This is a genomic window from Cyclobacterium salsum (assembly GCF_010119245.1).
Taxonomy (GTDB): domain Bacteria; phylum Bacteroidota; class Bacteroidia; order Cytophagales; family Cyclobacteriaceae; genus Cyclobacterium; species Cyclobacterium salsum.
The window spans coordinates 392,338-418,627 of sequence record NZ_WNKG01000002.1; the positions used below are offsets into that span (position 1 = coordinate 392,338).

Annotated in this window: 21 protein-coding genes; 14 read left to right on the top strand and 7 right to left on the bottom strand. The window is 44.5% G+C overall.

What is annotated here, in order from left to right; genetic code table 11:
• Positions 1-18 precede the first annotated feature (18 nt).
• Positions 19-1,416, top strand: a complete 1,398-nt coding sequence (locus GJS45_RS04300) for a UDP-glucose 6-dehydrogenase (RefSeq protein WP_162340226.1) — start codon at positions 19-21, stop codon at positions 1,414-1,416.
• 89 nt (positions 1,417-1,505) lie between these two features.
• Here GJS45_RS04300 and GJS45_RS04305 read toward each other — a convergent pair whose 3' ends face one another.
• Positions 1,506-1,871, bottom strand: coding sequence for a BlaI/MecI/CopY family transcriptional regulator (locus tag GJS45_RS04305; RefSeq protein ID WP_162340227.1), 366 nt, complete (start codon positions 1,869-1,871; stop codon positions 1,506-1,508).
• A 190-nt stretch (positions 1,872-2,061) separates the two neighbouring features.
• Complete coding sequence (locus GJS45_RS04310) at positions 2,062-2,814, bottom strand: acyl-CoA desaturase (protein ID WP_162340228.1); 753 nt, start codon at positions 2,812-2,814, stop codon at positions 2,062-2,064.
• A gap of 183 nt (positions 2,815-2,997) precedes the next feature.
• On the opposite strand from GJS45_RS04310, the gene GJS45_RS04315 reads away from it, so the two are divergent.
• The 4 genes from GJS45_RS04315 (at position 2,998) to GJS45_RS04330 (ending at position 9,794) form a co-directional block, all read left to right on the top strand.
• On the top strand, positions 2,998-3,615 hold the full coding sequence (locus tag GJS45_RS04315) for an RNA polymerase sigma factor (RefSeq protein WP_162340229.1): 618 nt from the start codon (positions 2,998-3,000) through the stop codon (positions 3,613-3,615).
• Positions 3,616-3,749: 134 nt separating this feature from the next.
• Positions 3,750-4,808: a FecR family protein gene (locus tag GJS45_RS04320; protein ID WP_162340230.1), complete on the top strand. Its 1,059-nt coding sequence runs from the start codon at positions 3,750-3,752 to the stop codon at positions 4,806-4,808.
• A 134-nt stretch (positions 4,809-4,942) separates the two neighbouring features.
• Positions 4,943-8,254, top strand: coding sequence for a SusC/RagA family TonB-linked outer membrane protein (locus tag GJS45_RS04325; RefSeq protein ID WP_162340231.1), 3,312 nt, complete (start codon positions 4,943-4,945; stop codon positions 8,252-8,254).
• Positions 8,255-8,279: 25 nt separating this feature from the next.
• Complete coding sequence (locus GJS45_RS04330; RefSeq protein WP_162340232.1) at positions 8,280-9,794, top strand: RagB/SusD family nutrient uptake outer membrane protein; 1,515 nt, start codon at positions 8,280-8,282, stop codon at positions 9,792-9,794.
• A gap of 129 nt (positions 9,795-9,923) precedes the next feature.
• Here the strand turns inward: GJS45_RS04330 and GJS45_RS04335 are convergent, their stop codons facing one another.
• Positions 9,924-10,940, bottom strand: a complete 1,017-nt coding sequence (locus GJS45_RS04335) for an alkaline phosphatase D family protein (protein ID WP_235954588.1) — start codon at positions 10,938-10,940, stop codon at positions 9,924-9,926.
• Positions 10,941-10,991: 51 nt separating this feature from the next.
• Positions 10,992-12,320 carry a S41 family peptidase gene (locus tag GJS45_RS04340; protein ID WP_162340233.1) on the bottom strand — a complete coding sequence of 443 codons (1,329 nt, stop codon included), beginning with the start codon at positions 12,318-12,320 and terminating at the stop codon, positions 10,992-10,994.
• A 196-nt stretch (positions 12,321-12,516) separates the two neighbouring features.
• On the opposite strand from GJS45_RS04340, the gene GJS45_RS04345 reads away from it, so the two are divergent.
• Both GJS45_RS04345 and GJS45_RS04350 read left to right on the top strand, forming a co-directional pair.
• Positions 12,517-13,173: a TetR/AcrR family transcriptional regulator gene (locus tag GJS45_RS04345; RefSeq protein WP_162340234.1), complete on the top strand. Its 657-nt coding sequence runs from the start codon at positions 12,517-12,519 to the stop codon at positions 13,171-13,173.
• Between the two features lie 3 nt (positions 13,174-13,176).
• On the top strand, positions 13,177-14,496 hold the full coding sequence (locus GJS45_RS04350; RefSeq protein WP_162340235.1) for an ABC1 kinase family protein: 1,320 nt from the start codon (positions 13,177-13,179) through the stop codon (positions 14,494-14,496).
• Between the two features lie 23 nt (positions 14,497-14,519).
• Here GJS45_RS04350 and GJS45_RS04355 read toward each other — a convergent pair whose 3' ends face one another.
• Positions 14,520-15,584, bottom strand: a complete 1,065-nt coding sequence (locus tag GJS45_RS04355; RefSeq protein WP_162340236.1) for a serine hydrolase domain-containing protein — start codon at positions 15,582-15,584, stop codon at positions 14,520-14,522.
• A 429-nt stretch (positions 15,585-16,013) separates the two neighbouring features.
• Here GJS45_RS04355 and GJS45_RS04360 point away from each other — a divergent pair, with 429 nt between their 5' ends.
• The 3 genes from GJS45_RS04360 (at position 16,014) to GJS45_RS04370 (ending at position 19,002) form a co-directional block, all read left to right on the top strand.
• Positions 16,014-17,603, top strand: a complete 1,590-nt coding sequence (locus GJS45_RS04360) for a M81 family metallopeptidase (protein ID WP_162340237.1) — start codon at positions 16,014-16,016, stop codon at positions 17,601-17,603.
• Positions 17,604-17,746: 143 nt separating this feature from the next.
• Positions 17,747-18,319, top strand: a complete 573-nt coding sequence (locus tag GJS45_RS04365; protein ID WP_162340238.1) for a hypothetical protein — start codon at positions 17,747-17,749, stop codon at positions 18,317-18,319.
• Positions 18,319-19,002 carry a DUF2490 domain-containing protein gene (locus GJS45_RS04370; protein WP_162340239.1) on the top strand — a complete coding sequence of 228 codons (684 nt, stop codon included), beginning with the start codon at positions 18,319-18,321 and terminating at the stop codon, positions 19,000-19,002. Before GJS45_RS04365 ends, GJS45_RS04370 begins: the two co-directional genes overlap by 1 nt.
• 55 nt (positions 19,003-19,057) lie before the next feature.
• On the opposite strand, the gene GJS45_RS04375 is transcribed toward GJS45_RS04370, so the two are convergent.
• Positions 19,058-19,519 (bottom strand): hypothetical protein, encoded by a 462-nt coding sequence (locus tag GJS45_RS04375; RefSeq protein WP_162340240.1) that lies wholly within the window; start codon positions 19,517-19,519, stop codon positions 19,058-19,060.
• A 192-nt stretch (positions 19,520-19,711) separates the two neighbouring features.
• On the opposite strand from GJS45_RS04375, the gene GJS45_RS04380 reads away from it, so the two are divergent.
• Complete coding sequence (locus GJS45_RS04380) at positions 19,712-19,909, top strand: hypothetical protein (RefSeq protein WP_162340241.1); 198 nt, start codon at positions 19,712-19,714, stop codon at positions 19,907-19,909.
• 167 nt (positions 19,910-20,076) lie between these two features.
• On the opposite strand, the gene GJS45_RS04385 is transcribed toward GJS45_RS04380, so the two are convergent.
• Positions 20,077-21,477 carry a transglutaminase-like domain-containing protein gene (locus tag GJS45_RS04385; protein ID WP_162340242.1) on the bottom strand — a complete coding sequence of 467 codons (1,401 nt, stop codon included), beginning with the start codon at positions 21,475-21,477 and terminating at the stop codon, positions 20,077-20,079.
• 265 nt (positions 21,478-21,742) lie between these two features.
• Here GJS45_RS04385 and GJS45_RS04390 point away from each other — a divergent pair, with 265 nt between their 5' ends.
• The 3 genes from GJS45_RS04390 to xylA are packed head-to-tail and all read left to right on the top strand — an operon-like array spanning position 21,743 to position 26,251.
• The gene (locus GJS45_RS04390) at positions 21,743-23,386 is read left to right on the top strand and encodes a sodium/sugar symporter (RefSeq protein WP_162340243.1); all 1,644 of its coding nucleotides are present in this window, start codon (positions 21,743-21,745) and stop codon (positions 23,384-23,386) included.
• Positions 23,387-23,407: 21 nt separating this feature from the next.
• Positions 23,408-24,898 carry a xylulokinase gene (locus tag GJS45_RS04395; RefSeq protein ID WP_162340244.1) on the top strand — a complete coding sequence of 497 codons (1,491 nt, stop codon included), beginning with the start codon at positions 23,408-23,410 and terminating at the stop codon, positions 24,896-24,898.
• A gap of 39 nt (positions 24,899-24,937) precedes the next feature.
• Positions 24,938-26,251 carry a xylose isomerase gene (xylA, locus tag GJS45_RS04400; protein WP_162340245.1) on the top strand — a complete coding sequence of 438 codons (1,314 nt, stop codon included), beginning with the start codon at positions 24,938-24,940 and terminating at the stop codon, positions 26,249-26,251.
• The last annotated feature ends 39 nt before the right edge of the window (positions 26,252-26,290 follow it).

Sequence of the window (26,290 nt, forward strand, 5' to 3'; positions counted from 1 at the left end):
GTTTTTAAACCATAGATAATGAAAATACAAAATATTTGTTGTATTGGGGCAGGATACGTAGGAGGACCTACCATGGCCGTAATCGCTAAAAAATGTCCTAATATTAAGGTTACTGTAGTCGATATCAATGAGGCAAGAATTGCTGCCTGGAACGATCAAAATGTGGAGAATATACCCGTTTATGAACCGGGTCTACCTGAAGTCGTGGCAGAGGCGAGGGGAAGAAATCTGTTTTTTTCGAATGATGTAGACAAGGCCATTGACGAGGCTGAAATGATTTTTATTTCAGTGAATACCCCTACCAAGACCTACGGAGAGGGTAAAGGGCAGGCGGCGGACCTGAAATGGATCGAATTATGTGCTCGCCAGATTGCCCGGGTGGCAAAAGGAGATAAAATTGTAGTGGAAAAGTCCACTTTACCCGTTCGAACCGCCAGCACACTCAAAGATATCTTGACTCATACGGGAAATGGATTGAGTTTCCAGATTCTATCCAATCCTGAATTTTTGGCAGAAGGCACGGCTGTTGACGATTTGATGAAACCGGACCGGGTGTTGATTGGTGGAGATCAGACAGAAGAGGGGTTAGAGGCCATACAGGCACTAGTGGATGTTTATGCTCATTGGGTTCCGAATGAAAAAATACTGACGACAAACGTTTGGTCATCGGAGCTTTCTAAATTGACTGCCAATGCTTTTCTTGCGCAGCGGGTGTCTTCTATCAATTCCCTCTCCGAATTGTGCGAGCATACCGAAGCAGATATCAATGAAGTGGCCAGGGCGATAGGCACTGACTCACGGATTGGACCAAAATTTTTAAAGTCTTCTGTGGGTTTTGGGGGGTCTTGTTTTCAAAAGGACATCTTGAACCTGGTATATATTTCCAGAACTTATGGTTTACAGGAAGTGGCGGATTATTGGGAACAAGTGATCATCATGAATGACCACCAGAAAAGAAGGTTTGCCAAAAAAATCATTAACAGCTTGTATAACACGGTGAGTGGTAAAAAGATCGCTTTTTTGGGTTGGGCTTTTAAAAAGGACACTAACGATACCCGGGAATCAGCTGCGATTTATGTGGCAGACCACCTTTTGAACGAACAATCGGAAATTGAAATTTATGATCCAAAGGTAAAAAAGGAACAAATATATACCGATCTGGACTATTTAGGATCCAGGTCATCAGAAGAAAACCGGGCTAATCTGTCGGTGGGCACCGATCCTTATAAAATTTGCGAAGGAGCGCATGCCGTAGCCATATTGACCGAGTGGGATGAATTTAAATCCTATGACTGGCAACGAATTTATGATAGTATGCTCAAACCTGCGCACGTGTTTGATGGCAGGAATTTGCTGGATAAACAAGCCTTAAAGACGATTGGATTTCAGGTTCATGCCATCGGTACGGCTGATTAAAAAATGGAAGCTGGTTGGTAAATCAGTAATAAAAAAAAGGGTGCGTGCTTCGTCACCCTTTTTTTATTTTTAGTTAATGGAAATACCGATTACTGCTTTACATCGTCTTTTACCTCATTCATAATCTTTTCTAAGGCTTTGACATCAAGCTGTTCATCCTTTGCGAAAAAAGAAGCCAACTTAGCAAATGAACCACTAAAGTAACCTGAAAGCAGGTTTTTTATAGTGAAGCTCCGGTATTCATCTTTCGAAACAATGGGGTAATACTCGTGTGATTTTCCATAGGCCCGGTGTTTAACAAAACCCTTCCTTTCCAATATGCGGATAATGGTAGATACCGTGTTATACGCCGGTTTTGGTGCTTTCATTTTTTCCAGGACATCTTTGACAAATCCTTTCTCAATGTCCCATAGAATCTGCATGATCTGCTCTTCTGCTCTTGTTAATTCTCTCATAATTTTTACTAAAGTAGGTGATTTTGCATGAACTTAACCATTTAGTTTTTTAATTGCAAAGCTTTTTTAAAAAAAATATGTGATAAAAGGAATTATTCAAAAAATACTACTAAAAATGAAATACAATGGCAAAAACAACTGGCGTTTCAGAAAAATGGAAAAGCATGCGTCAGAAGCTGTTCCATTGAGCCTAACGCGCTTGTTTCAATTTAATAATCCCGGAAGCATGCAATAATTTCACGATGGGGTAGGTAGGGTCGAATTCAAACCATTTCACGGCAAAATTTACCCTCATTGGTAATCGGTGATGGTTGTTTTGGAATAGTTCTCCCAGCATCAAAAAGTCCAGAAACAAGGAATTTTTAGAATGGTCGTTATTATCAAAATTGGCATAACCATATTTATGACCGCTCCAGTTGACGATGGCACCGTGTACCGGGCCCATCATGAAATGAATAGGGAGTAGAAAGTACATCCACCAATGTGTTCCCGCCAATTCAAATACGCTGATGCTCAATACATAAATTAGGATATACACCAAAACCCACCCGATACGTATAATCATGGTGTCAGCGAATCGATCAAAACGATTCCAATCAGGGACATCCTTTGAAAACCTGTCCTCTGCCTGTACTTTGAAGGTAAAATGTTCGTTGTAGATTTTTTTGGTTTTCCACATCATGGTAAACAAATTTTCAGTGTGATGTGGGCTATGTGGATCTTTGGGGGTATCGCTATACGCATGGTGCATACGGTGCAAAATAGCATATGCCCGTGGGGATAGGTAGGAACTTCCTTGTGCAATCCAGGTAAATAGGTAGAAAAACTTTTCCCAGAATTTACTCATGACAAACATCTGATGTGCGGCATAGCGATGCAGGAAAAAACTCTGGCAAAACAGGGAGAAATACCAATGTAGTAAGAATAAAATTATTAAGATCACTGTTGTTAAAATTTAATGAGAAGCGTAAAATTAATCCCAAAATTCGTTACTATTTCATCGCTTGGAATATTTTTTACGAATGGTGACGAAATTCATCTAACCGAAAGGAGATATCCCTCTTTTCTATCGGCCATTTACCTATTCTTTTATTTCTAACATAATTGAGTTACATTTAGGTTCATAATGCACGAACCCAAAATAATACATTCCTTTCCGGTAGCTCCGGATCCGTCTGCCCTCTCACCTGGTGTGAAAGAGAATGAAACAGAACTATGGGATCAGTTTAGAAAGGGAAGTGAGTCGGCTTTTATTATTATTTACGATCGCTACTTTGATAAATTGTTTCAATATGGCAATCAACTTTCCGGCAAGCCAGCATTGACAGAGGACTGTATTCAGGATATTTTTATTCAAATCAGGCAAAAGCGAGAAGGGTTAGGAAACACCAATTCCATTCATTTCTATCTGATGAAATGCCTAAAGCGAAAGTTGATTCGGGAAATGAAAAAAAACAGAAATGACATGGAGTTTTCCTATTCCGATCAATTTCTGATTACCTATTCGCACGAGAAAACACTGATTGATCGGCAAATTCATGAGGAAAAAGCCTCCTTGCTCAACGCTGCTTTGAAACAACTTTCCGGCAGAAAAAAGGAAGCGTTGTACTATTTTTATTTTGAAGGACTAAGCTACTTGCAGGTTAGTGATTTGATGGGGCTTTCTCATGTGAAATCGGCAAGAAACCTGGTATATCAAGCGGTTTCGTCGCTTAAGGAAGCCATTAAAGGTGAGCCGAAATAATCCAGTCCAGGTAAAGGTACCCTATGCGTGCTAATTTTAACCTAAAAGGTAAGGTCTAAAAAAGAAACTTTTTTTGATAAATTTCCATGTCATTTTAGGTCGTGCTGCCTTATAGGGATGTAAGCGTATAGCACATGCAGAAGCAAAATGATATTTTCTTATTCTTATTAACCAATCCGGAATTTGTCCGCTGGGTAAAGAAGCCGAGTCCAGAGCTAGAGACCTATTGGAAAAACTGGATGCTGGCTCACCCTGAAAACCTTGGAGCGGTAAAAAGTGCGAGGGAAATGGTGGCAGGTTTGCGGCAACCATCTTTTAGACCCGGTGCTGATGCTAAAAGTAGGGTTCTGCAAACTATTTTAGTGAGTGACACGATACCGGATCAGCAATTTTCAAAGAAACCTATTGATTGCACCAAAACCTTTTTCTGGTTTGCCCTTGACCAATGGACTAAAGTAGCAGCCATCTTATTCTTGACATTATTTTCTACGGTTTTTTTTAACAAGATGACCATTTCACCGTCCGCTCAGGAAGAAGATGTGATTCCGGTGCCGGAACTTGTTACCAAAGTTACCCAATTCGGGGAAAAATTGAATATTAAACTTCCTGATGGATCTTCAGTCTGGTTGAATTCGGGTAGTGAACTGGAATTTCCGGAAAAATTTGATTCGCTGGAACGAAGGGTCATTCTCCGTGGAGAGGGCTTTTTTGAAGTAATATCTGATCCCCATCGGCCGTTTCGTGTGGAAACGGGAAAAATAGTCACCGAGGCCTTAGGCACCTCCTTTGCTATTAATGACATAGTGGAGGACAAGCTGGAAATTTCGTTGGTCAGCGGTAAGGTAAAAATAAATCACACCAGCACAAGGGAGACCGTTTTACTAAATCCTGGAGAGCAACTTCGTTACAGAAATTCCAATCAAAGTATGGAGGTGGGTTCCTTTTCGGTTGATAAAATACTTGGCTGGAAAGAAGGAGTATTGCAATTTTCAAACGCAGGTTTTGAGGAGGTAATCCATAAGCTGGAACGCTGGTATGGGGTACAGATCACGTTTTCGGGCCGTCCGGATAACTCCTGGCGATTAAGTGGCCGATACGCCAATCAAAATCTGGACCTGGTACTAAACCGAATGGCTTACATAGAATCATTTGACTACCGCATTAAAGGAAAAAATGTTCACTTAAAGTTTTAACGCTATGAAATAAACCAAAAATATCCAAAATGGAGCCATGGCTCAAAAAAAAATGGTTCGGCATGGAAAGTCATTGGGGAATGCACCATCACCGAACCAGGCTTAATGAATGTATCAATAAACCTCTTAAAAGTATGAAATTTAACTTACAAAAGACAATCTACATGTTGTCAAGGTATTTTCTTTATGGGTTCACCTTGCAGTTGGTGTTTCTCAACCTGGTATTGGCAGGTAATGTTAACGCCCAATATGAAACGATAGACAAGGTCTGGGTTACTCTGAACCGGCAAGAAATGTCTCTGGGTCAATTTTTCAGACAGATTGAGACCAGTACATCCTATTCCTTCTCCTATGATCGGAACGATATTGACCCGACGGTGCGGGTTGAATTAGGGTCCGACAATGCCAGCGTGGAGACCATGCTTCGGGAAGTTGCGCAGCAAACTTCTCTGAGTTTCCGGCAGGTTAATGATCAGATAGATGTCCGGAAAGTAAGCCCGGATCAAACGGAACGCGTAACAGTGGAAGATCAGAACGTGAGTGGTGTGGTCAGGGACGATCAGGGAGAGCCGTTGCCCGGAGCCACGGTATCTGTCAAGGGTACTTCTACCGGTACGGTTACCGATTTGGATGGAAGCTACTCTCTGACGGTACCCGATGGTTCGGTGTTAGTGTTTTCCTACATAGGGTACGATTCCCAGGAGGTAACGGTGGGAAACCAAACCGTTATCAACATTTCCCTGACCATGGATGAATCGTCCCTGGAAGAAGTAGTGGTAATTGGATATGGAACTCAAAAGCGGAGTGATCTGACGGGTGCTGTTTCTTCGGTAAAAGCAGAGGAATTGACAGCTTATCCAGCCATTGATGCGGTGCAAGCCCTTCAGGGCCGCGCTGCAGGGGTCCAGATCCAGGCCAATAATGGTGCTCCCGGAGCCAGTATGAAAGTGAGAATCAGAGGGGGTACTTCCATCAACGCCAGCAGTGACCCGATTTTTGTGGTGGACGGTTTCGTTGGCGCAGCCATGCCTCCTCCGGAAGATATTGCTTCCATTGAGGTACTAAAAGATGCTTCGGCCACCGCCATCTATGGTTCCAGAGGTGCCAATGGGGTTATCATGGTTACTACTAAAAGAGGTAAAAGCGGAGCGGCCAGGGTTGAGTTCAATACCTCGTATTCCATGCAAAACGAAATCAACCGATTGGATTTGTTAAATGCAGAACAATTTAACGACTACATTTCAGATGCCAGACCGAATATTGAGCCAGCTGGTGGAGATACCGATTGGCAAGACCAGATATTTCAGACAGGTGGCATACAAAATTACCAACTGTCGATCAGCGGAGGAACGGACAATGTGAATTATTATGTTTCCGGTGCTTATTTTGATCAGAAAGGGGTGATCATCAATTCGGACTTCAATCGATTTAGCATCACCAGTAACCTGGATATTCAGGCTTCCGATAAACTTAAATTCGGGTTGAATTTATTTGCTCGCAGAAGCAGTAGCGATGGGGTAAGAACGCAGGAAGGTTCCGGAGGCCTTACTCCCGGTGTGGTGGCCTCCGCATTTAAATTTGAACCAGACCAGCCGATTTACCGGGAGGACGGAACGTTCACGATAGCCCGATTGAATGATCCGCATGACAATCCCTATGCGGTAGCCACCCAACTGATCAACGAAAATGTAAACGATCGGTTTCAGGGAAATTTCTTTGCGGAGTATGACTTGATGGAGGATTTGAAGTTTAGAACTACCTTCGGTGCCACGGCCAATACCAGTCGTACCGGACTGTATTCTCCAACTACCGTTACGGAAGGTAGAAATGTGGGAGGCGATGCCCGGATAAATGCTTCCAGGAATACCTTGCTACTAAATGAAAACTACCTGACCTATACCAAAAATTTTGCTGGTGATCATACCTTTTCAGCCATGGCGGGATACTCTTATCAGTCTTCAGAAAATGAAAATTGGGGCGCCAGGGGCACTTCGTTTATTACGGATGCTTTTTCATATTGGAACCTGGGTTCTGCTGCGGTCTGGCAAAGACCTGGTTCCGGACTTTCTGACTGGAGAATTTCTTCTTTCTACGGTCGATTGAACTATTCGATGGGAGACAAATACCTACTGACTTTTAATGCTCGGTACGATGGGTCATCTTCCTTTTCCAGAAATAACAAATGGGCTTTTTTCCCTTCTGGTGCCTTCGCCTGGAATATGAAAAACGAACGCTTTCTCGAAACTTCGGATCTGATTAGTTTCTGGAAGTGGAGGGTAAGCTACGGTATTACCGGAAATCAAGCCATTTCTCCATACCAAACATTGGCTAGATTTTCACCCGTGTTTACCGTAATTGACGGAGTTCCTGTCAATGCCGTTCGCCCAACGACGGTGGCCAATGATAACCTTACCTGGGAAACCACCGCTCAATTTAACCTGGGAACGGATGTTGGCTTTTGGGATGATCGGGTGACGTTATCTGCTGAATATTACCGCATGGTCACTTCAGACTTGTTGTTTGCGGTGCAATTGCCCCAATATTCGGGGTACACCAACCAGCTCAGAAACATAGGTGAAGTGGAAAACAAGGGGATAGAGCTAACCGTTGGTTCCCGGAATCTTGTTGGAGCCTTTCAATGGGATATGGATGTCAACTTCTCCAGAAACCGAAATACGGTCTTGTCATTGCCGGAAGGAAACGACATCCAATACGGGTCCGGACCCGGCCACATGGTAGGCCTGGGCACCACGCAATTGCTGAAAGAAGGATACCCCGTAGGAAGTTTTTTCGGATGGGTTTATGATGGAGTATACCAGGAAGGTGAAGATTTCCTTCCGGGTGGCGGATTTGAGCAGACTCCCGGTGGAGAAAGGTTCCGGGACTTGAATGGAGATGGAACCTTGAACAGTGATGACAGGGAGATTATTGGCAACCCGCATCCTGATTTCTTCTGGGGCTGGAATAATGATTTCCGATACAGGAATTTTGACCTCAATATATTCTTTCAGGGTTCTTTCGGAAACGATATTCTGAGCTATACCCTTATGGAGCTGGATTTAATGTCTGGTATCAACAACGCCACTACGGCAGCATTGAACCGATGGACACCTTCAAATACACAAACAGATATTCCCAGGGCTTTTAACGGAAGGACAAGAAGGGTTTCTACCCGTTGGATTTACGATGGCACCTTTACCCGGCTGAAAAACCTTTCCTTGGGATATAATTTCCCTCAAGGGATAGTAGACAGGCTGAATCTTTCCAGGCTAAGGGTGTACGTAAGTGCTCAAAATGTGCTGACATTTACCGAATACGAAGGATATGATCCCGAGGTGAATTACCGCTCTGGTGGTGCCACCGATGGCAACCGAAATATGGGGCTGGATTACGGAAGTTATCCCAACGCAAAAAATTATACCGTGGGATTAAACGTAGGATTTTAAATTAGCCAACTAAATTGAAATAACCATGAAAACGAAAATATATAAAACTTTGGTTTTGGCCACAGCCTGTTGGTTTGCCGGATGTACGGATCTGGAAGAAAGACCAGTAGGATTGTTGGCACCTGAAAGTTTGTTTAATTCCGCCAAAGATGTGGAAACAGCCATCTTCGGAGCTTATGGCTGGATGGCTTCTGAAAGATTGTACGGAAGGCAGTTTGTATCCGCCCTGATGCTTCGGGGCGATATGGTAGATATTGGAGATAGAGGCACTCCTGCCGAGCGGCAGCAAGTGAATGATTTCAATATGGATGATAATAACGGGATGGTCAGGTCTTTCTGGCCTTATTGGTACCAGGTGATAAGTGCGGCAAATGCAGGGATTTCGGGAACCGAAAGTCTGGAATTAGGAGAAGAAGTGAGGAACAGATTGGTGGCGGAGGCCAGATTTGTACGGGCTTTTAGTTATTTTCATTTGGTTCGGGTATTCGGCGACATTCCTTACATTGATTATTTTATTAATGATCCGGAAGCCGTTAAGGATATTTCCAAGACCAGCGCATCAGAGGTATACCAGGGTATAGTGGCTGACTTGGAATACGCCAAACAATGGTTGCCCGACAACCAACCAAACAATGTACGGTCCAGACCTACCAAGGGTACGGCAGCTTCGTACCTTGCTTCCGTTCACCTCACATTTGGGGATTATCCGGCGGCTTATGAAGAAGCTAAATGGGTAATTGACAACAAAGAAAGGTTTGGATACGCATTGGAGGCAGATTATCAAAACCTATTCCGGGCCGAAATGGCCGATAATCTTGAGGAGCACATCTTTGCGCTGGACTTTTTGGGGCAGCAAAACGGTGGCGGCGGTGCCAATGACGATCTCATGCCACCGATGACGGGTATTCGGGGTGCGGATCAGCTTGGTTGGAGCGTTTTAGTCCCTTCGATGGCTGTATACAATACCTGGGATGATAGGGATTATCGGAAAGAAGTTAGCTTTCAGCCTGAAGCGTTGATAGAAGGAGCTTTAGAGCCTTTTTCGGAATACGACAATACACAAAGGCCGCACATCGCCAAATACAGAATGTACCCAGGGAATAGCAATTCCGATGGAAGGTATTCTGACCATAATTATGCGGCCATGCGCTACGCAGAAGTGCTACTCATCGCTGCGGAAGCCGCGACCGAAGTTAATAACGGCCCTACTGCAGAGGCAATTGGCTATGTCAATGCCATTCGGGAGCGAGCTAGAAATGCTGGCGGGGAACAAAATACCTTCCCGGAAGACGTCCAGGCAGGCCTGGATGAGGCAAGCTTTATTGACCTGGTGCTCAATGAGCGGAGACTGGAACTTTCCTTTGAGTACAAAAGATGGTATGATATCAAAAGGAGAGAGCTCGGAACGCAGGTGTTTACAGGAAGTGAAAGCCTGGAGCCACACCCTAATTTTGATCCTGCCAGAGACTATCTGATGCCATTACCCAGGATCGAGTTGGATGTAAACCCTAACCTGGGTCCACAAAACCCAGGGTATTGATCCTGAATTTCAAATAGAAAAAGCTAAAAGGCGGTGGGAGCTTCTCACCGCCTTTTTTATTTATTAAAATAGTCGACTCACCGGCTTGATTTTTTAATATACATGGCCCTTCTCCTGATTCTCCTCGGACTAAAATGCTATTTCTTGTTCCAATAAAGGAACCCCACCTGCTCCTTTGATTTGAAAATTCATTAGTTGGTCCTGCCAGTTGATGTGTAATAGGCCATAATGAAGTTGGTGTATGACCTTTCCTATCCGGTACTGATTTGGCTCGCCTGAATAGGCGGTGTACGCATGGGTTAGGCCGCTGCTGGTAATCTCGTATAGCGGATCTCCATTTGCCAAAGACATTCGGGATATTTCCGAAATGTGTCGATCTCCGCTTAGCAGGACCGTATTCTTCGGAGCGTTGTTATGGATCAGGTCCAGCAATTTTTTTCTTTCTTGCGGAAAATTCGCCCATTTTTCAAATCGATGTTCTTCCGGAATGACCTGTATACTTGATGCAATTAGGTTGATTGCGGCTTCACTATTTTCCAATTCTTTTTCCAGCCACTTCCACTGGGCTTCTCCCAGAATGGTTCCTTCCCGATTAGGGATATAGTGCCCGTTTTCCTTGGTTAAGGTGTCTCGGTGATACCGTGTGTCGAGTAGAAAAAGCTTCACTTGCTGCTCTTCCACACCAAAGGTATGAGCAGTATAGGTGCCTTTCCGGGTTCTTCGGGGGCTGGAGGCAGGCACTTCTAAAAAATCCAGTAATAACTGCTGGCTGGAATCTTTTTGGCTAAAAAATTTTCCTCCATCATTGATCCCATAATCATGATCATCCCAAATACCCACCACTTGAGTTGATTTTCTTAAATTCTGATAATCAGGCTGGTTAAATTGCATGGTGTAATCGGCGGCCATTTCCTGCATGTCTGGCGTATCAGCATAGATATTATCACCTAGCCAGGCCCAGACATCCGGATTATCATCTATAATCGGTTCCCATAAAGGCTGGTCCAGTTGCTGCCGGTTACAGCTACCAAAAGCCAGTGTGAAGACCTCTTTTTCCTCACTGGTTTTCGTGGACGGACTCGAACAGCAAGCGATGAGAAAGCTTACCAGGAACATAGAAAGGAGCCCGAAAGAAATGAATTTCATAGAGGGAGAGATTTGCTATATTTTAAATTAGGCAAAGTTAACCAGGGAATTTCAATAAACGGGAAATTCCTTGGCCAAACCTGAAAAGCTATCGATCATTTGCCATTGGTCCTCGCTGACTTTTTGCCGCGCACCGACCGCTGAACTACCATATTGAATAAAGGTCAAGGCACTGGCCAGATTGGCCTCCCGGGTGTCTCCCCAATTAAACGCAGGGTTGTCGACGGAGGGAATGGTAACGGGAAATCCATCGTAATAAGCTGCATTTCCTTCCGCATTGGCAATAGCAAAGGTGATCGGAACCAGTTCTACTTCATTTTGCGATAGCACCTGATTAAACTGAGAAAGGGGGAAAGATCCCACCGGTTTGCCATAGGTTTTTTGACCCACCAATACCACCTCCATATAGGGTCTCAGGCAGTTAATCAGTAACTCGCTGGCAGAGGCAGAACCCCTGGAGGTAATCACCACCAGGCGATTCAGATTCAAACTACCGGTCTTTGTGAATTGAAAGGTTTCATTCAAATCCCTTTTATCCCGATTGAGCGCATTGGTATACATGAGTTTTTCGTCATCAGCCGCTGGGATCAAGGCGTTCATGATTTGTTCGGCCACATCTACCGACCCACCACCATTATACCTCAAATCCAAGATAAGCTCATCGACCCCTTCGTCTTCAAAATAGGACAAGGTTTCTTCCACTTCCTCGCTTCGGTTAGGACTAACCCCCGGGCTGACTTTAAAGCTGTTGTAGACCCAGTAACCTACATTTTTGCTGCCAGCGTTGATCACATCCCGGTAAAGTACAGAATTGGCCTGGTATTCAGCTTTGGTGTTTTGCCGCGTGGTGGTCGTTCCATCTGGCAATTTAAAAGTGAAGGTATTCGTGACCCCCGGGGAATTCTCTCCTAATTCAAAGTTATATCCGCTCCCTATTCGGTATTCTTCAATGGTCTTCCCATTGATCTTCGTAAGTTCCCAGCCTCTTTCCCAACCATCTCTTCCCGCCGGTGACTCTTCATAAACAAACGATACATACAATTTTCCATCTTCACCCAATCCAAAACCAAATCCATGACCTGCATTTTGGCCTGTAAAAGCCCTGTCAAATGCTTTCCGGGTGGTAAGGTAAGACCAGCGATCCAGTTGCAGGTACATTAAGTCATACAATAGATCATCGTTGCTGCGGTATTCGGTCGGATTTATGGCCATCGGCAACTCCTCATTCCAGTAATACCATTCCTTCATGCTCTCAAAAATGGCTTCTTTTACCAGGTTTTGGCTGGAAGGCGTTTCTCCCAAATCCTCGTTGCACGAGGTGAGGGTGAATGTAAATACCAGTAAGAAGCCAATAAAATAGTTGTTCAATTTCGATATCATAACCTATAATTTCCCTTTCTACCAAAGATTAACGAGAAAAAAGTCTAATTGGATGTACAGGATGTTAACAATTCCGCGCTATTAAAAAATTCCCCGGGCTTTTCGAAATTCATTGGTAAAAAATTATTTACACCTTTTTACAAACCTCTTCCTGCCTCTAGTTGTTGTTTGTTCGGAGTTCATTAAAGAGAAAGCAATGACAGAAAAATCAAAAGAACAAAAGACCGATAAAAACAAAATAATCGATGCCTACATCCATCATGTATTGGAAACCGGCAAAGAACCGGCATCGGTTTTTAAATTTACCAAAGGGTTAAAAATGCAGGAGGCATCCTTCTACGATCATTTTAGCAACTTTGAAGCCATCAAGAAAGCAGTATGGGAGCGTGTTTTTGAGGCCACCATTACCAATCTTGAAAGCCAGGAGGTGTATAAATCCTACAGTACCCGGGAAAAATTACTGGGATTCTATTTCACCTGGATCGAAGAAATGAAAAGTCGTCGTTCCTACCTTTTGGCAGTTTACGGGAAGAACGTATTCAAAGACCGAAATTTCCCGGTCGAGCTAAAGGGATTTAAGCATCGTTTTAAAGAATTCGTCAATGAACTGATTTTGGAGGGAAAAGAGACGGAAGAAATTGCTAATCGCCCTTATGTGGCAGATCGCTATGACGAAGCGCTTTGGCTGCAGGTGCTGTTTATTTTTCGGTTTTGGCTTAAAGACGATTCCCCAGCCTTCGAAAAGACCGATGCAGCCATCGAAAAATCAGTGAATCTGGCATTTGATCTCATGGGAAAGTCCGCGGTGGATAGTTTCGTAGATTTTGCCAAATTTCTATTCCAATCCAGGTAACCCATGACAGAGAAAGTTAAAGAACAACAGAATATTCCCATTTCCAAAGTGCAGCGGGCGGCCAAATTTATTAGTACCGGTGCCAGGGTAGGCGGAAATTACATGAAACACTATGCCAAAAAGGTAGTAAATCCTTCCATGAATAAGGATGACCTTCACCGGGACAATGCCACCGATATTTACGATTCCCTCAGTGAACTGAAGGGTAGTGCCTTGAAGGTAGCGCAAATGATGGCTATGGACAAAAACATGTTGCCCAGGGCGTACCAGGATAAATTTACCATGGCCCAGTATAGCGCGCCACCCCTATCTTATCCCCTGGTGGTGAAAACCTTTGCGCAGTATTTCAAAGCAGGTCCGGAAACGTTATTCGACACCTTTACTCCTTCGGCGGTCAATGCGGCTTCCATTGGCCAGGTGCATCGGGCCTCTAAAGACGGAAAACTATTTGCTGTCAAAATTCAGTACCCTGGGGTGGCATCGAGCGTGCGATCAGACCTGAAGTTAGTCAAGCCATTTGCCTTGCGCCTGCTCAACATGAATGAGCGGGAACTGGATCATTACATGGAAGAGGTGGAAGAAAAGCTTCTGGAAGAAACGGATTACGAATTGGAAGTGAGAAGGAGCAAAGAGATTTCGGCAGCTTGTTCCCATATCGAAAACCTTAAATTCCCCAATTATTATGAGGAATTGAGCAGTCCCCGGATTATCACCATGGACTGGATGGAAGGATTGCACCTGAGAGAGTGGTTAGCGACAGCACCTGACCAGGCTGCAAAAAATAAAGTGGGGCAAGCCTTATGGAATTTTTACCATCACCAGGTTCACGAATTGAAGCAGGTTCATGCCGATCCCCATCCGGGAAATTTCATCATTCAGGACGAAAATAAACTGGCGGTTATTGACTTTGGCTGTGTGAAAGTAATACCAGAGGAATTCTATCAGGGTTATTTTTCCTTGATCAAAAAGGATTTGTTAATCCGGGAAGAGGAACTGAATCAAATCTTTTACAATTTGGAATTTATCAGCGATAAAGATTCTGAAGTAGAAAAGGAGTATTTTAAATCCATTTTCAAGGAAATGATTTCCCTGTTAGGAAAGCCTTTCCACGTAGATCGTTTTGATTTTGCTGACGATCGTTATTTTCAGCAGATATTCGCCCTGGGAGACAAAATCTCCAACGATAAAATGTTTCGAAAATCCAAACAGGCAAGGGGTTCAAGGCACGGGCTGTATATCAACAGAACCTATTTCGGATTGTACAACTTATTGAATCAGCTTCAAGCTTCAATTGATACCACCAAGCCAGACTGGTTAAAATGAAGGCTGGGGGTGAACCCGCATTTTTACAGGGTTTGAATAAATTTATGTGCCAGCTTGAAGGGAAGCATGGGATCGTCTGATTGACTCACAGTCCCGGTTAGAATCAGGTGAAGCTTCGGTACGTTAAGAGCAAAAGCACCTGACATACCGGTATGCCCGATCATTTCAGGAAGCTTTGCTCCTGTAAATCCGTACCTGCTTTTCTGATACCGGGCAATTCCGAGGCCGTAGGAAAGGGACGGTCCCATTGGGATCCATTTCTGAATGGCTTCCAGTTCTGTTAGCGGAAATAGCTGACCGTGAAATAGTGCCTTCATAAATCGCATGCTATCCCTGGCGGTGCTGACCATCCCGCCTGCAGGGCCAAAAGAGGTCATGGCCTGTGGAATTTGCAGTTCTTTGCCATCATGGTAAAAGGGTGCCGGAGTGCGGTCATAGAGATCCGAGTAGACATAGGTTTCCCTTAAGCCAAGCGGTTGGGTTTGAAATTCTTCCAGGGACTGTTTTAAACTTTGGCCGGTAACCTTTTCTATCACCTTTCCAAGCAGTTGATAATTGGTATCTGCATAATGAATTTTCTTGGAATTACCTGGTCTGAAAACCGGTTTTAATTTCCTGACGGCTTTAATTAGCTCTTTGAATGTCCAGGATTGGTCATTTCCGGCAAGAAGCTCCTCTCTCAGACTTTTTGTTCCCTGGAATGGTGACTCCATGTAATCTGGCAAGCCTGAAAGGTGGGAAAGCAGGTGTTTCAGGGTAATTTCAGAGGTGTAATCCTGATCCCGGATTAGGGATAATCCCGAATATTCTTTTTCCGGGAGAAAATGGATCATGGCATCGTCCAGATCAACCCTGCCTCTAACTTTTAGTTTGACAAGCAAGGCCATTAAATGCAGTTTTGCCACGCTGCTGATGAAGTAGGGTTGTTCCGGTGAAAGAACTCCGGAGGCGCCACTCCAGGCCAGGAGTTCTTGTTTTTCCTGATACAGGGAGAGGATGATTCCGGGTAATTTTTCCCGTTTGCAGAATCGATCTAACAGGTTTTGCCATTGAGTAAAAATAGGGGAATCTTGATCACTTAAAAGCATGTTCAAAACGTTGAGTTACCAGGAAAAGTAATTTGTAGTTTGATGGTTTAATTTAACCAGAAAATGGCATAAAAAGCCAGTTACTTTCCTTAGATTGCATAAATAATATGTAAACAGCCTTTTACAGGTAGTTTTAAAGCTTAATAAAAGTCTTACTAAATTTCTACCAACCATGCTTTTTTTCTCCGCATTTTACACCATCCTTTTAGTTATAATTTTTGTTGTTGTTTTCAAATGGGCCAAAAGGCATAACGACCTTAAAGAGGAGCAAAACCAAATACTCCGACAAATTTTGGATAAATGGAACAATCAATAATTGTTAAAATACCTGGTAATTCCTAGAGTTGTCCGAGAAATTACCTTAATTTGATTGACACCCCAAAGTAGCTCAGCGATTGCGTTTTTAAATTTCAACTAACTAATTGATTTATGATTTCGAAGCATCTCCTTCTATCTGGGCTGTCCTGTGCCTTGATCACCCTGTCACTAATTGCTTGTAACAACAATACTGAAAACACCGAAAATGAGTCGGAAAATTTACCTCGCGTTGCGATAGCGGGATTGGCCATAGAATCGAGTACTTTTTCTCCTGCGGTGACGGAGGAGGAAGCCTTTCTTGCCCGAAGAGGCGCGAAAATATTTGATTATTACCCCTTTATGCATGAAGACTCTTTGAATCGTGCAAGGGCAAATTGGTTTCCCACCTTGCGTGGACATTCCATTCCTGGGGGCATCGTTTCGCGGGAAGCGTACGAATCCCTTGTAGGAGAGACCCTGGATAGGCTAAAAGAAAACCTTCCTTACGATGGCTTGTTTTTTGATATTCACGGTGCCATGAGCGTGGTAGGATTGGATGATCCGGAGGGAGATTTTATCAATCGGGTCCGTGAGATAGTAGGGGAAGAAACCCTTATTTCCACTTCCATGGACCTGCATGGAAACGTTTCCTGGCGCCTGGCAGCCCATTCGGATTTGATTACTTGCTATCGGATGGCTCCACACGAAGATGCCTTGGAATCCAAAAAAAGAGCGGTAGACAATTTGTTAGAACGACTGGAATCCGGCAAGGGAAAGCCCGCTTACAAGGCTTGGATACCCGTTCCGATTTTGCTTCCTGGCGAAAAAACCAGTACCCGGGTGGATCCTGGAAAAAGCCTTTATGCGGAGGTGTATCCTGCTGCTGAGCAGGAGGGGGTAACAGATGCTGCTATTTGGGTAGGTTATGCATGGGCCGATGAGCCAAGAAATCATGCGGTGGTCATGGTTACAGGAGATGATAAATCCAAAGTGACGGGAACCGCCGAAGAGCTGGCGCAACGTTTTTGGGATAAAAGGTTCGAATTTGACTTTATTGCGCCAACTGCCAGTTTACAGGAAAGTCTGGATATGGCCATTGCCAGTGACAAAAAGCCATTTATGATTAGTGATATGGGAGATAACCCCACTGCCGGAGGTGCCGGAGACGTTACCTGGACCCTGAGAGAGATATTGGCCCGGACGGAGTTCCAATCCCCGGACGGCCCCTCATTAATATATGCTTCTATTCCTGGTCCTGAATTGGTAGAAGCAGCCGTAGCCGCCGGAGTGGGAGGAGAGGTATCCGCCAAAGCCGGTGCTGCAGTAGACGATCGGTTTTCACCGCCCCTAACCTTGACGGGTACCGTTAAGGCCATCGAACACGGGGATCGAAATGCAGAGACAGAGGTAGTGGTAGCGGTTGGAAGCGTTCAGGTGATTGTCACCAAAAAACGAAAACCCTACCATAGAGAGCGGGACTTCACCAACCTGGGGCTAAACCCACGGGAAACGGATATCGTAGTAGTAAAAATTGGTTACCTGGTGCCCGAATTGTATGATATGCGGGCCGATTGGATCATGGCCCTAACTCCCGGAGGGGTGGATCAGGATTTGGAGCGGCTGGAATTTAAGCGGATCAACCGGCCCATGTTTCCCTTCGATAAGGACATGGAAACCCCGGACCTAAGTGCCCGATTAGTTCCCCTGTCTCATGAATACTGAGGTGGAAGGGAACATGGTTCTGCGTATTTCAACTCATTGAACACTCCGGAAAACGGTATTCCTATCCTTACGTCAGATACGCTGTGTTCAAAAATCATGGCATATGGTTTGATATGCCTTTTAGTTGTAAAAGTCATTTAAAAATGGATTGGAGAATCATTTGTATTTTCTTGGTGGGGTTTTCCATTGTTGCTCACGGGCAGGAAAAGATAGAGCGCGAGTATCGTGTGAAAGAGAGAGAAGCACCCGGAGAGGCCAGGGAATGGTTAAATGATGCGTTTGAAGGGCGTAAAAAAGTGAAATGGTTTAGGGAAGAAACCTCAGGAAAGAGTAGTTATGAGGCCAAATTTAATTGGGAGGAAGCAGATTACAGTGTGGAGTTTGACCTTTCCGGAACAGTGGAAGACATTGAAATAATCAAAAACTGGGAAAACCTTTCCAGTAACCTGAGGCAGAATCTGGAGGCTTATTTTGATAAACATTATAGAAAGTGGAGGCTCGAAAAAATTCAGTTGCAATATAGTGGTTCCCCTGATGATCTGGAAGATCTCATCGATGAAGATGAAATGGAGGGAATCCTAACCAGGTATGAAATAGAATATTATGGGGACGGAGAAGAGGGTAAGAATCTATGGGAAGGTACTTTTGACAAAGATGGCCATGTAATAGATAAAAGAGTCATCATTATTCCACCGGCAGATAATTTATTTTTTTAATGATAAGAATTGTTTGGATCATTTTATTGGCCCTGCCGATGGAGTTGATGGGGCAGGGGAGGATAACAAATTTCGGGCTATTTCCGGAATTCCAACTTGGATTTAGTGCTGCAGAAAATCTTAAAATTACAGGAAAAATAGAAAGTCAGCATGGATTGGTGGATAAGGTAGCGCACGAACAGGCAGATTGGGGATTATACCACAACCAAACCGATTTTCAGGGATTCATCGGTAAACCCCTAAATCCGTTTGTAGCGATCACGGGTGGTTACCAGTATCGCCTGGAGTCTGGAAGCGAAGACAGTCACCGGGCCATACAGCAAATCTCTTTTTTACAAAGAAAAGGTACTTATCAATTGGGACACCGGTTCCGTACTGATCAGACTTTTGCGCCGGATGGTCCGGTAGAATACAGGTTGAGGTATCAGGTCTCCATTGAAATACCCATAGAAGGCCAGAGTCTTGATCCGGGTGAATTTTATCTGGTACTTAGCGATGAACCCATTTACAGCCTTCAATCGGGAGAAAGTGGCCTGGAAAACAGGTTAGTAGCGGCACTAGGTCATTTATCTAAAGGAAAACAAAAATTTCAGGCCGGAATCGATTATCGAACCGATCGGTTTTTTGATGCCGCACTCAGACAACGAACCTGGTTTAAATTTGGATGGTACCTCAGCTTATAAAGACACTTGAGGCCACTGCCCCTATCAGGATTGGATTATATTAATAAGTCAGGTGTTAATACACGTCTAAAATCGTATAGCTCCTGTCATTCATTGAAAAGGAATCTCCTTTCTTTTTTCCTTCCATTTCTGCATAGATGGGTGCCTTTCGCGATATACCGAAAAGATTTTCGCCATCAACTTCAAAATTTTCAATACTTACACTTGGGAAAAAGGTCATTTTATCCGTTTTGACTATTGCTCCCAGGGTTACTTCTTCGAAAAGGTTAGCAGCGGTTTTCATCTGTTTCAGAAAATCCAACTCCTCAATTACAAAATTTAACTCATCTGCCATGCGATTGATTACAATGGCACTTTCATCTTCTTGCCCTTGTTGGTCGTATTCAAAAGGCTGATCCTGTGTTTGTTGCTCCCCATCTCTTAGTTCTTTGATGCGGTTTCTAAAATCAGCTACCAGGGCTTCCTGAGTAAGGATGGCTTGCTCCATCACCTTCTTTTTATAGGCTAATTTTTCCATTTTTTGGGTTATGGTTTTAAAATAGTGGGTATTGAATTGAAAAATTTTCAATTGAAGATCTTAAAATACGCACAAAATCCCTGTAGTCCAAATACCCGGTGATGCGGACAGGGTTATCCCGTTCCGGCGTCTTGGAAGTTTTTACAAAAAGTGTATCTTTACCGGTGTGTATAACCATTAACCGAATAAACGATGAAATTCTTACAAAGTATTAAATCCATTGCACTACTAATGTTGCTTATGGGATTCTTCTTTTCTGCCACCGTAACTTCCTGTGGAAACAAGAAAACAGATGATACCGAGCAAGCTGCAGACCATCCGGAAGAAGAAGGCGAGCATCCTGAGGGAGACGCTGAACATCCGGAAGGTGGGGATGAGCATCCTGAATAATCGGCAGTAAAAAATGCTTCCCCTTTTAGTCAAGGGCTATAACGAAGTGGTGAAGTACAAGAAGATTCGATGAAATATAGCGATCAGGATATTTTCTGATCGCTATATTTTTTAAAGGGATCGGCTGTGTTTTAATACTTCGTTTTTTATTACCATTTCAAAAGGGATTAAAGGATTCTTGTAAATGAAAAGGAAGATTGCGCTACTGCTGGCTGACCGCCAATTTCAAGAAGTGGATAGGCCAGAAAATTAATGGGTCCTGAGGCAGGCCCCGGATTCAGCTCCAAATCCCTTCCTCTGCTAAATTCAATACGATTGGCAGGATGCCTTCCAAAATAGTACGTGGCAAGGGCGGTATACTTGTTCCCTTCGCTAATATCCAGTGGCCACCATTTTCCCTCTGCATGAAATTCAGCCCAGCAATGGTATCCGTCTATTCCCCCCTCGTTGCGGTCAGAGGGAATGGCTGCGCCGATCGAAAAGCGGGCAGGAATGCCTACTGACCGCGCCAGTGAAATAAACAGCGAATGAAATTCGGTACAATTGCCAGTCTTGGTATCGCAGGCGTAAACCGCATCACCCTTGCCATATTCCCCTGATTTGGCATAGCGCATATTGTCAATAATATAGTCATAGATAGCTCTTGCCTTCATCAACTGGCTGTCGTTTCTTTTCTCCCCAATGGCCTCCAAAGCGATTTCACGAAACCGCCGGTCTACCGGCATGAGCCTGTTTGAAGCCAGGTAGCGGTCCTCGACTTTCCCACCATCTTCATAAGGGCCTTTTTCTTTTCGGGATACCTTGTACGTCAGCTCGATTTCATCACCGCTATTTTCGGGAGCCAGCTCCAAATAGAGAATGGTGTTGGAATTTTTCTCATCCTTGATCATACGATGGGTTCCGGGGACTTCCATGGATTCGAGTTCTACCGTTTGAAAAGGATCGCTAACAGCTATTGGGATCCACATTTTTGCGGGGACCTCCAGGCTGGGGACGGTGGCTTTGTAGTGAAACCGAAACTGGTCCTGACCTTCGATCACGCCCATGAGTTCATTCGTAGCTTCTTCCATCGGTAAACGAAACCAGGTTTTATCCTCTCGTTGTTTCCAGCTGTAAAAAGGTTTTCCGTTTAACTTATGCACGGTAGTTTGGGTCACATCCATGGCCCCGGGTTTGCCTTCCAGAAAAAAATCAACGTCGTAGACATCTCCATTGATGTCTGCCAGGTCCACGCAGGCAAAATGGCTGTTGGGACCCAGATTAGATAGGTATTCAGTGTGTACCCGGACCAAGCGCAACCGCAGTAGTTTATCGTCGTCCTTTACCAAAAAATATCCTTCGTTTTGTTCGGTTTTGGCGTCAATATAGGCTTTGATCCCTGCCTCAATATCATCAATGGCTACTTTGGGTTGTGCAGGAGTTTTAGCAGATTGAATGGCAGCGTCCTCCTGCTTTTGATCCGACTGACAGGAAACCCAAAAGACAAGGGCCAAGATGATTATTAGTAAGCGGGAGAGGATAGGAGACGATAGGTAAGCAGTGAGCGGGAGCAGTTGGTTGCGATTCATGGTTTAAGTTGCGTTGGTTGAATTTATACATTTCAAAGATACTGTTTATCCTATAAGTATCAAGGGCCAGATCTGCAAAACCCTCGTAACGAATCGCTCAGGAGGGCGATTGCCTTGATTCAGTAGCGGTGTTCTTTTCCGGCAGGATTTACTTTCTGGTTGATTTTAATTTTATAAAAACCTTATTTGACTATATTGCACCTTTAATTTTCTGTACAGTGCCAAGTGAATTGACAAAAGACCGAACCCATTAATCCATTTGTTCATGAATTTCACCGCCTTAGACCTGATCATCTTTATAGGTTACTGTTTGTTAATTCTCCTGATGGGATACCTGGTATCCCGGGAGAAAAAGGGACACATTAAAAATTCAAACGATTATTTTCTTGCCAGTAAGGCATTGCCCTGGTGGGCGGTGGGCGCTTCCCTGATCGCTTCCAATATCTCTGCCGAGCAGTTTATTGGCATGTCAGGATCTGGATTTGCGCTTGGGCTTGCAATATCTACCTACGAGTGGATGGCAGCTGCCACGCTGATTATCGTCGCCATTTTCTTTTTACCGATTTACCTCAAAGAAGGCATCAGCACCATGCCGCAGTTTCTGTTGCGGCGGTATGATTCCCGGGTTAGAACGGTCATGGCCGTCTTTTGGCTTTTGGTGTATGTTTTTGTAAACCTGACCTCGGTGCTTTACCTGGGAGCCCTAAGCCTGGAAACGATCCTGGGTGTTCCACTGGTTTACGGAATTGCGGGGCTTGCCGTATTTGCCATGCTTTATTCCATCTATGGAGGCTTAAAGGCAGTGGCCTGGACAGATGTGGTTCAGGTTTTCTTTTTGATCTTGGGTGGTCTGGCGACTACCTACCTGGCCTTGTCCATTGTGGGATCCGGCGATGTACTGGCAGGTTTTGCTTCTCTGCTTCAGGAGGCACCCTCCCACTTTCAAATGATTATTAACGAAGGTGAAATGATGATTCCGGATGGGGCCGGAGGAGAAAGGGATGCGTATATGGACCTTCCCGGTATCAGTGTTCTTATTGGAGGTATGTGGGTTATTAATTTAAATTACTGGGGGTTTAACCAATACATTACCCAGCGGGCACTCGCGGCCAAATCGCTTAATGAAGCGCAAAAAGGAATGGTTTTCGCCGGATTCTTGAAATTATTGATGCCACTGATTGTGGTAATCCCGGGTATTGCTGCCTTTGTCATCGTTAATCAGGGCTTAGATGCCACTTTCATCGAATCCATGACCGATCCGGATACCGGTATTATAAAATCGGACCGGGCGTATCCCACCTTGCTACAACTCCTGCCTTCAGGGTTGAAGGGACTTGCTTTTGCAGCGTTGACGGCTGCCATCGTGTCATCCCTCGCTTCCATGGCCAATAGTACTTCGACTATATTTACCCTGGATATCTATAAGACCTTTTTAGATGAAAAAGCCTCGGAAAACAAGCAAGTACGGGTAGGAAGAATTACCGCAATTGTTGCTTTTGTTGTTGCAGCCATCGTCGCACCGGCATTGAGCGAATTGGACCAGGCTTTTCAGTACATTCAGGAATACACGGGATTTGTTTCCCCCGGCGTATTTGCCATCTTCATTTTCGGTTTTTTCTGGAAAAAAACCACCTCCAATGCCGCACTGACCGCTGCAGCATTGACAATTCCGCTATCGACAGCCTTCAAATTCCTGACGCCGAGCCTTCCCTTTATCGACCGGATGGGGGTGGTTTTCTTAATCATTTCCGCTTTGATTATCGGAATCAGCTTGTATGAAGGAAGAGGAAAGGACCATCCGAAGGGAATTGAAATCACAAAAGATCTTTTTGTTACCAGCACAAAATTTAAGATCGGTGCCATTTTAATTTCGGGAATCATTGCTGCCCTCTACATAGTATTCTGGTAATAAAAAAAAGTATACACTTTCATGAGACGACTACTGATTGGATATGACGTGGGAAGTTCTTCGGTTAAAACCACCCTACTGGATGCGGATTCTGGCAAAGTGGTGGCTTCCAAGGGATTACCCAAAGAAGAAATGAAAATTGATGCACCGCAGCCGGACATGGCCGAACAGGATCCGGAGCTTTGGTGGAAATACATTCGGGCCACGACCCAGGAAGTAATCCGAAAAGCTGATGTGAAACCTGGCGAAATGAAAGGAATCGGTATTTCCTACCAGATGCACGGACTGGTGTTGGTGGATAAAAACTTTTCAGTGATCCGTCCCGCCATTATCTGGTGTGATAGTAGAGCTGTTGCGATTGGAAGAAATGCTTTTCGGGAAATGGGAGAGGAATACTGCTTGAAGCACCTGTTGAATTCCCCGGGGAATTTCACCGCTTCCAAGCTCAAGTGGGTCAAAGAGAACGAACCGGCAACGTATTCCAACATCCACAAAATAATGCTTCCCGGGGACTTCATTGCTATGAAACTAACCGGTGAAATCCTGACCTCGGAAACCGGCTTATCGGAAGGTGTGTTCTGGGATTTTATAGAAAACGATGTTTCCGGGCAACTGTTGGACCACTATGGGATTGATAAATCCCTTTTGCCAGAGGCCGTTTCTTCCTTTGGAAACCAAGGGAAGGTCTCGGAATCCGCTGCCCGTGAATTGGGGCTAGAACCGGGTATTCCGGTCACCTACCGTGCCGGCGATCAGCCGAATAACGCCTTTTCGCTAAATGTACTGGAAGAAGGTGAATTGGCGACGACAGCAGGAACTTCGGGAACCGTGTATGGAGTTAGCTCTCGTCCGGTGTTTGATCCTCATTCCAGGGTAAATACCTTTGTTCATGTGAATCACCGGTCTGATGATCCCCGATACGGAGTGTTACTTTGTGTCAATGGAACCGGTATTTTGAATAGTTGGCTTAAAAAGCTCTTGGGAGGAAGCCAATACAGCTACGAGAAAATGAACCAACTTGCAGCAGAGGTACCCATCGGTTCGGAAGGCTTGCGTTTCATTCCTTTTGGTAATGGGGCAGAACGAATCATGCAGAACCAACAGGTGGGGGCGCATCTGTCCCGGCTAAATTTACTGAAGCATGACCACAGACATGTCCTGCGTGCCGGGCAAGAAGGAATTGTATCCGCCCTTACCTATGGGTTTCAAATCATGAAAGACATGGGGCTCAACCTAAAGACTGTGAAAGCTGGGAAAGCCAACATGTTTTTAAGCCCCCTTTTTAGGGAAGCTTTTGTGAATATGAATGAAGTTTCCTTGGAATTGTACGATACCGATGGAGCCCAGGGGGCCGCAAGGGGAGCAGGTGTTGGAGCCGGAATTTACGCCGGTCCGCGAGAAGCTTTTGAGGGATTGGAGCGAATTCAGGTATTGGATCCGGAGATGGAAAAAATAAAGGCTTACCAGGATGTTTACCAGCAATGGGAAAGCAACCTCAATCAAGTGAAATAAATTAATTACAATTGTAAATACCTTAACTAATCGATTACCATGTCAAAATCATATTTTCCAACTATCGGTAAAATCAAATTTGAGGGGCGGGATTCTAAAAATCCGCTGGCTTTCCGGTTTTATGACGAAAACCGGATCATTCAAGGAAAAACCATGAAAGACCATTTTCGGTTTGCGATTGCTTATTGGCATAGCTTCTGCGGCACCGGGAACGATCCTTTTGGTCCGGGCACCTTGGTGCGGGAATGGGACAAAGCATCTGACCCGATTCAGCGAGCCAAGGATAAAATGGACGCTGCTTTTGAATTCATCAGTAAAATAGGTGCTCCTTTTTATTGTTTTCACGATGTGGATTTGATAGATGAAGGGGAAGATATTGCCACGTATGAAAAGCACATGCAGGCCATAGTGGAATATGCAAAACAAAAGCAGCAGGAAACAGGCATCAAACTGCTTTGGGGCACGGCCAATGTGTTTAGCAACCCCCGCTACATGAACGGTGCTGCTACCAATCCTGATTTCAACGTTTTGACCAGGGCGGCCACGCAGGTCAAAAATGCCATTGATGCCACCATCGCACTTGGCGGCGAAAATTACGTTTTTTGGGGAGGAAGAGAAGGGTACATGTCCCTCCTGAATACCGATATGAAACGGGAAACTGAGCACCTGGCACAATTTCTCAGCATGGCAAGGGATTATGGTAGAAAGCAGGGATTTAAGGGTACATTCCTGATCGAACCAAAGCCCATGGAACCCACCAAGCATCAATACGACTACGATGCAGCAACGGTCGTAGGATTTTTGAGGCACTACGGACTGGATAAAGATTTCAAATTAAACCTTGAAGTGAATCATGCCACCCTGGCCGGACACACCTTTCAGCATGAATTGCAGGTTGCTCAGGATGCCGGTTTGTTGGGCAGCATAGATGCCAACAGGGGAGATTATCAAAATGGATGGGACACCGACCAGTTTGCTATCAATCTTCAGGAACTGACCGAAGCCATGCTGGTATTGTTACAGGGGCCTGGATTCACTACCGGAGGGGTAAACTTTGATGCCAAAATCAGGCGGAATTCCACCGACCTGGACGATTTGGTTCACGCACACGTAGGAAGCATGGATGCATTTGCCAGAAGTTTACTCATTGCCAGTGATATCATGGAGAAATCCGATTATCAATTGCTCCGTAAAAGAAGGTATGCTTCTTACGATGGTGGAAAGGGAAAGGATTTTGAAGAAGGAAAACTTAGCCTGGAAGATCTGAGATCCCATGCACTGGAAATCGGTGAGCCAAAGATGATCAGCGGTAAGCAGGAGATGTACGAAAATATCCTCAATCAGTACATTTAGTAGGTACAATTTGTAAAAGTATAAAGACCAAAAAAACGG